Consider the following 5,859-nt stretch of genomic DNA (forward strand, 5'->3'; position numbering starts at 1 on the left):
CCGCCTGAGATGCGCACTTTGGTCAGTACTTCTTTACCGCGTTCGAGTATGGCAATTTTATAATCCGGATTCAGTTCTGCTACGTTGATAACGGTAAAAAACCCGGCAGCTCCTCCGCCGATGATGAGTATATTATAGTCCCGGCTCATCTATTCGGCTGCAAATTGTTCACAGAGTTGCAAGGTGCTTTTGATATCGTCCATCGTTGTTCGCGGGTTGATTAAACACATGCGCAAAACAACTTGTCTGTTTAATAATGTAGTCACCAACAGTGCTTCCCGGGAAGCCACCACTTTTTCAGATATTTTCTGATTGATTTTATCAAGTTGTTTTTCTGTGAGGTTTTTGTCCATGGGATTGAACCTGAAGTTGATGATTGCCAATGTCGCGGGCGAGACTACTTCCCATTGATTGCTGTTACGCAGGTGGTCTTCGGTTTGCTCAGCTAATTTAATGTTGTATTCTACTGCTTTTCTAAACAATTTTAAACCAAAGGTTTTGATGGACATATAAAACTTCAATGCCCTGAAGCGTCGTGTTAACTCTATGCCGTGGTCATAAAAATTGATTTCAGATTCGTTGCCTTCTATGTCGCGCAGGTATTCCGGTTTTTCGGTAAAGGTACCGCTTAGCCATTTGTGGTTTCTCACTAAAAGGCAACCAATTTCGTAAGGTTGGTAAAACCATTTGTGCGGGTCAACGGTGATGGAATCAGCTTTTTCAATGCCTTTTAAGAGTTGTTTTCCGTTTTTGGCCAGTATGGCCGCACCACCATAAGCGGCATCTATATGGAGCCAGATTTTTTCTTTTTTACAAATGCTTGCAAGTTCGTTGAGTGGATCCACAGTACCGGTGTTGGTGGTTCCCGCGGAAGCGATAAAACAGAAGGGTTGCCACCCCTCGATTTTGTCTTTTGCAATTGCGTTTTTCAGTTTATTAAGTGCAATTTTAAATTCGGCATCGGTGGGAATGATGCGGATTTGTTCTTTACGGAAACCCAGAATGCGAATGGCTTTAATATTGGAAGAATGTGCCTGATCTGAGAGGTAGATGACCGCTTTGGAATAATCGTCACCACATTTTACTTTGCGGGCAGTGGCCACCGCAGTTAAGTTAGCCATCGAGCCGCCGCTGGTAAAAATACCGCCGCCGCTTTTTACGGGAAAACCATACATTTTCAGCAACCAGTTTAAGGTTGTTATTTCCATTTGAGCTGCAGCCGGGGAAGCCGCCCACCCTCCTGAAAAAATATTGAAACCGCTGGCGAGAGCATCGCCCATGGCACTTATAAAATTGCTGGGACCGGGCACAAATGAATAAGATTTTGGATGGCTCACCACATTGCTTTGGGTCATTACTTTTTGCAGGACAAAGTCCAAAACCTCACGGGCATCTGTCGGTTTTTCCGGAGCGTCTTCCAAAAACAAGGTATCCATTTCTTTTCTGGAAGCAGTCGCCACAGGATATTTATTATTTTGAGTGTCAAAATGTTCCACGATAGCATCCATCACTTGGTAGCCATAGTGTTTCATTTCTTCTTTATTGAATTCCAGTTTTTCGATTTGGGATGGTTTCACTTCATTTTCCTTTTGAGGGTGCAAATTTACGCCAATCCTTTGAGGCTAAAATGATTTTAAGCATAAAAAAATCCGAAAGGTTGACTTCCGGATTTATAATAGTTATTCTGAAAACCGTTGCTTTAGTCAAATTATTCAACTTTAATTGTTGTTCTCTTTGCAACTCTGCGCCTTTGCGTGACACCTTTTTTTTCTCGCAAAGCCGCAAAGACGCAGAGTTCTTATTAAAGCTTTCAATCATTTTTTATCTAAGTTGACTATCTCACCACGATCTTTTTAACTGTCTGGTTGTTTCCGCCATCAAGGGCAACAAAATAGATGCCTGCAGGAAGGTCAAACTTGATGGTGTTTGCTCCTTCATTTAACGAAGTTGTGAACACTTTTTGACCACTGACATTATAGAAAGTAATGGTTTCAAAGTGCTGCTGATTCTGGAGTATTATTTGATTTTCGGCAGGGTTTGGATACATCACAACCGCTTCCGGATTGATTTCAACCAAGCTTAAGTTTTCGCAAAAGATAGGGTCAAAAATCACTTCACCTAAAGTAGGGTCGTCCACCTGATGAAAAATAACATCTTCGGCTTCAACTAAAGTGCCATCACCGCCTTCTACCCAGCAATTGTGTTTGGCTGAAATGGTGTTTGGACCGTTGTTGTACAGAGCAAACACATCGCCATTATTTCCGTTATCTGAAAACACATTCAAACCGGGATTGTCCTGATCATCTCCTAAATTGGCGTCCACTGGACCCTGTATAGTAATCCCCCAAAGGTTTCTTCTGATTTGGTTTCCTGTCACATCAACTGTCATTCCACCGGTGGGGGCATTCAGGTTGATACCGCTTCCGCCTAAATTTGGATTGTTTTGAGTATCGTTGTCTTCAATGATGTTGTCTTTAATCAACGCATAGGAATTTGGACCTACAACTGTAATTCCGTAACGGTTATTAATGATGTTGTTTCCTTCAATAATCACACGTAAAGCTCCTCCAACAAGATTAGCCACTGCAATTCCGCCAGCCTGATCCATAGCTCTATCACCCACAATGGTATTTTGAATGATTTTTAAAGTATCATTTACACGGGTTGCCCCAATATTGATTTGTGGACGGTTGTTGTTTGACTGGTTGTTTCCTTCAATATAGTTGTTGAAAATATAAGCCGAAACACTTTGGTTTGCCCCGGAACTAATCGCCGGATTGGAATTGTACAAAAATACATTGTTGGTGATTACAGGAATACCTCTTGAAAGGGTAACCGTTGCCCCTGTGGCTACTCCGGAAACATTGTTTTGCAAAATACAGTTGTTTAAAGTAAATGTTTCTGTCAACACCTGTAACCCTCCGCCAAACTGAAAAGTAGTGTTTTGAATGTCAACATCTGAAAATTCTTCAAAACGGAAGCCGTCATAAGGAGCCGCTTCATCAACTGCAGTTACTAAAACCTGGTCGGCATCAACAAAGAAAGAGCCTTGACCAAGCACCGTTACGCGCACTCCGGCTGCAATCTCAAGGGTTAGGTCTGCGTTGATTCTTAAAATATCTGTAGCAGCTATGGTTAAATCCTCAAGTAAGGTATAGGTAGACCCGCTAACAGTGACTGTACCCGGGCTTGCAGTTGCAACGTCGTCAAGTGTCCAATCCACTCCGGTACCTGGTGTAGTGAACTGTGAAAAAGCAATTGTAAAACTGAATAAAAGGGATAAAGTAGTAAAAAATTTCATGATTTAATTTAATTATTTGGTTTGGGTCAAAGGTAAAGATTTCTCAAAAAGTCAAAAGGCTCTTTTAATAGTTTTAACTTTCGCACATTAACTGTATTTTTGCCGAATTAAATCAAAGGGTGATAATGAAATACCATTTCAACGACATAGAAGCCAAATGGCGCAAGTACTGGGAAGAAAACCAAACCTTTAAAGCCGAAAATCCATCCCCCTCAAGCTCCCCCAAAGGGGGAGAGCAAAAGGGATTATTAAATAATGCAAACACCCCTCCTTTGGAGGGGCTGGGGGAGGTCAAACCAAAATACTACGTTTTGGATATGTTTCCTTATCCTTCAGGAGCGGGACTTCACGTGGGACACCCGTTGGGTTATATTGCCAGTGATATTTATGCGCGCTACAAACGCCACAAAGGTTTTAATGTGTTACACCCCATGGGCTATGACTCTTTTGGCCTTCCGGCGGAACAGTATGCCATCCAAACCGGACAGCATCCGGCGATTACTACCGAAACCAATATCAACCGGTATCGTGAGCAGCTGGACCGCATTGGTTTCTCCTTTGACTGGAGCCGTGAAGTGCGCACTTCCAATCCTGATTATTACAAATGGACGCAATGGATTTTCACCGAATTGTTCCACTCCTGGTACAACAAAGACACTGACAAGGCCGAACCCATAGAAACCCTCATCACGCTTTTTACAAATGAAGGCAATGAACTGGTAAACGCTGTTTGTGATGAAGATGTCATCCCCTTTACTGCCGAAATGTGGAATGCCTATGACGAAGAGCAACAACAAAAAATACTGTTGCAATACCGCCTCACTTACCTCGCCGAAACCGAAGTCAACTGGTGTCCCGCTTTGGGAACCGTACTGGCAAACGACGAAATCGTCAACGGTGTCTCCGAACGCGGCGGGCATCCCGTGGTGCGAAAAAAAATGAAGCAATGGAGTATGCGCATTACCGCCTATGCACAACGCCTGCTTGACGGCCTGCAAAAAATCGACTGGCCGCAGCCGTTGAAGGACTCGCAGACCAATTGGATTGGGAAATCCTTAGGTGCTGCCGTTTCGTTTAAAGTCCTCCCCCTAGCCCCCTCCCAAGGAGGGGGGACAGCTGGCTACTTAACTGGAAAGCACAGTAAAATTTCTATGTTTTTAGACAAGGCACAAGAAATGCGTAAAACCCCAACAAAAGCTGAGGAAAAATTATGGCAACATATAAGAAATAGAACGCTGGGTGATAAATTCAGAAGGCAGCACCCCATTGATACTTTCATAGTAGATTTTGTTTGTCTTGAAAAAATGTTAATTATAGAGATTGATGGAGAAATTCACAAAAATCAAGTAGATGCAGACGAATCCAGACAGCTTTTACTTGAAGTAAAAAAAGGATACAAGGTCATTCGCTTTTCTAATGATGAGGTTCTAAATAAAACTGAAAGTGTTCTTGAAAAAATTAAATTAGAATTAGACAAAAAACCTTCATATAAAGACAAATCTAACTCCCCTCTCCTTGGGAGAGGGGCCGGGGGTGAGGATAGATGTCTTTACAACCCGCCCTGACACCATCTTCGGAGTATCGTTTATGACGCTGGCCCCTGAACACGAACTCGTTCAAAAAATCACCACTCCGGAGCAAAAAGAGGCGGTGGAAGCCTATATCGAGCAAACTGCCAAGCGTAGTGAGCGTGAGCGTATGGCTGATGTGAAGACCATTTCGGGGGTGTTTACCGGGGCTTATGCCGAGCATCCGTTTTCAAAGGAACCCATTCCCATCTGGATTGGCGATTATGTGTTGGCGAGTTACGGCACCGGGGCTGTGATGGCCGTGCCTTGTGGCGATGAGCGTGATTATGCTTTTGCGAAACACTTTAATATTCCTATTCCTAATATATTTAGCCCCCTAACCCCCGAAGGGGGAATTGATGATTCTGTCAATTTGATAGCAGAAAATGCTTATTCTGAAAAAAATGGGTTTGTTTATAAAAACTCTGATTTTTTAAATGGATTGACCTATAAAAAAGCGAATAAAAAAGTCATTGAAGCGCTAGAAAAAATCAATCAAGGCACAGGAAAAATCAACTACCGTTTGCGAGATGCGGTGTTTAGCCGCCAGCGTTATTGGGGTGAACCTTTTCCGGTATATTACAAAAACGGCATTCCTTACACCATCGACAAAGAGCACCTACCCATTGTGCTTCCAGAAGTAGAAAAATATTTACCCACAGAGGAAGGCCAACCTCCTTTAGGTCGAGCAACCAAATGGCACTGGGATGAAACAAAAAATGAAGTAGTTGAGGTAGAAGATGGCAAAAAGCCCCCTTCGGGGGTTTGGGGGCTCGAACTCAACACCATGCCCGGCTGGGCCGGAAGCAGCTGGTATTTGTTCCGGTATATGGATGCACAAAACGACAACGAATTTGCAAGCCGGGAAGCCCTGGACTATTGGCAAAACGTCGATTTATACATCGGCGGCAGCGAGCACGCCACCGGACACTTACTTTACAGCCGTTTCTGGACGAAGTTTTTATACGACCGCGGGTTTTTAAAAGTGGA

At 43.2% G+C, this 5,859-nt stretch carries 4 protein-coding genes and 2 pseudogenes; 2 read left to right on the forward strand and 4 right to left on the reverse strand.

Features of this window, described 5'->3' with window-relative positions; translation table 11 throughout:
* The 4 genes and pseudogenes from AC6F75_RS13490 to AC6F75_RS13505 form a co-directional block, all read right to left on the reverse strand.
* Window positions 1–149, reverse strand: a pseudogene (locus AC6F75_RS13490) (aminoacetone oxidase family FAD-binding enzyme); the annotation flags it as partial.
* A complete protein-coding gene (locus tag AC6F75_RS13495) occupies window positions 150–1,532 on the reverse strand; it encodes an aminotransferase class V-fold PLP-dependent enzyme (protein WP_500715614.1) in 1,383 nt (460 codons plus the stop codon).
* Window positions 1,533–1,578: 46 nt separating this feature from the next.
* Complete coding sequence (locus AC6F75_RS13500) at window positions 1,579–1,818, reverse strand: hypothetical protein (RefSeq protein ID WP_500715611.1); 240 nt, start codon at window positions 1,816–1,818, stop codon at window positions 1,579–1,581.
* A 16-nt stretch (window positions 1,819–1,834) separates the two neighbouring features.
* On the reverse strand, window positions 1,835–3,301 hold the full coding sequence (locus tag AC6F75_RS13505) for a T9SS type A sorting domain-containing protein (protein WP_500715612.1): 1,467 nt from the start codon (window positions 3,299–3,301) through the stop codon (window positions 1,835–1,837).
* A 125-nt stretch (window positions 3,302–3,426) separates the two neighbouring features.
* On the opposite strand from AC6F75_RS13505, the gene AC6F75_RS13510 reads away from it, so the two are divergent.
* A complete protein-coding gene (locus AC6F75_RS13510; RefSeq protein ID WP_500715613.1) occupies window positions 3,427–4,866 on the forward strand; it encodes a DUF559 domain-containing protein in 1,440 nt (479 codons plus the stop codon).
* Window positions 4,817–5,859 (forward strand): annotated as a pseudogene (locus AC6F75_RS13515) (leucine--tRNA ligase); the annotation flags it as partial. The gene AC6F75_RS13510 and the pseudogene AC6F75_RS13515, both read left to right, overlap by 50 nt.

Source organism: Planktosalinus sp. (genome assembly GCF_059864935.1).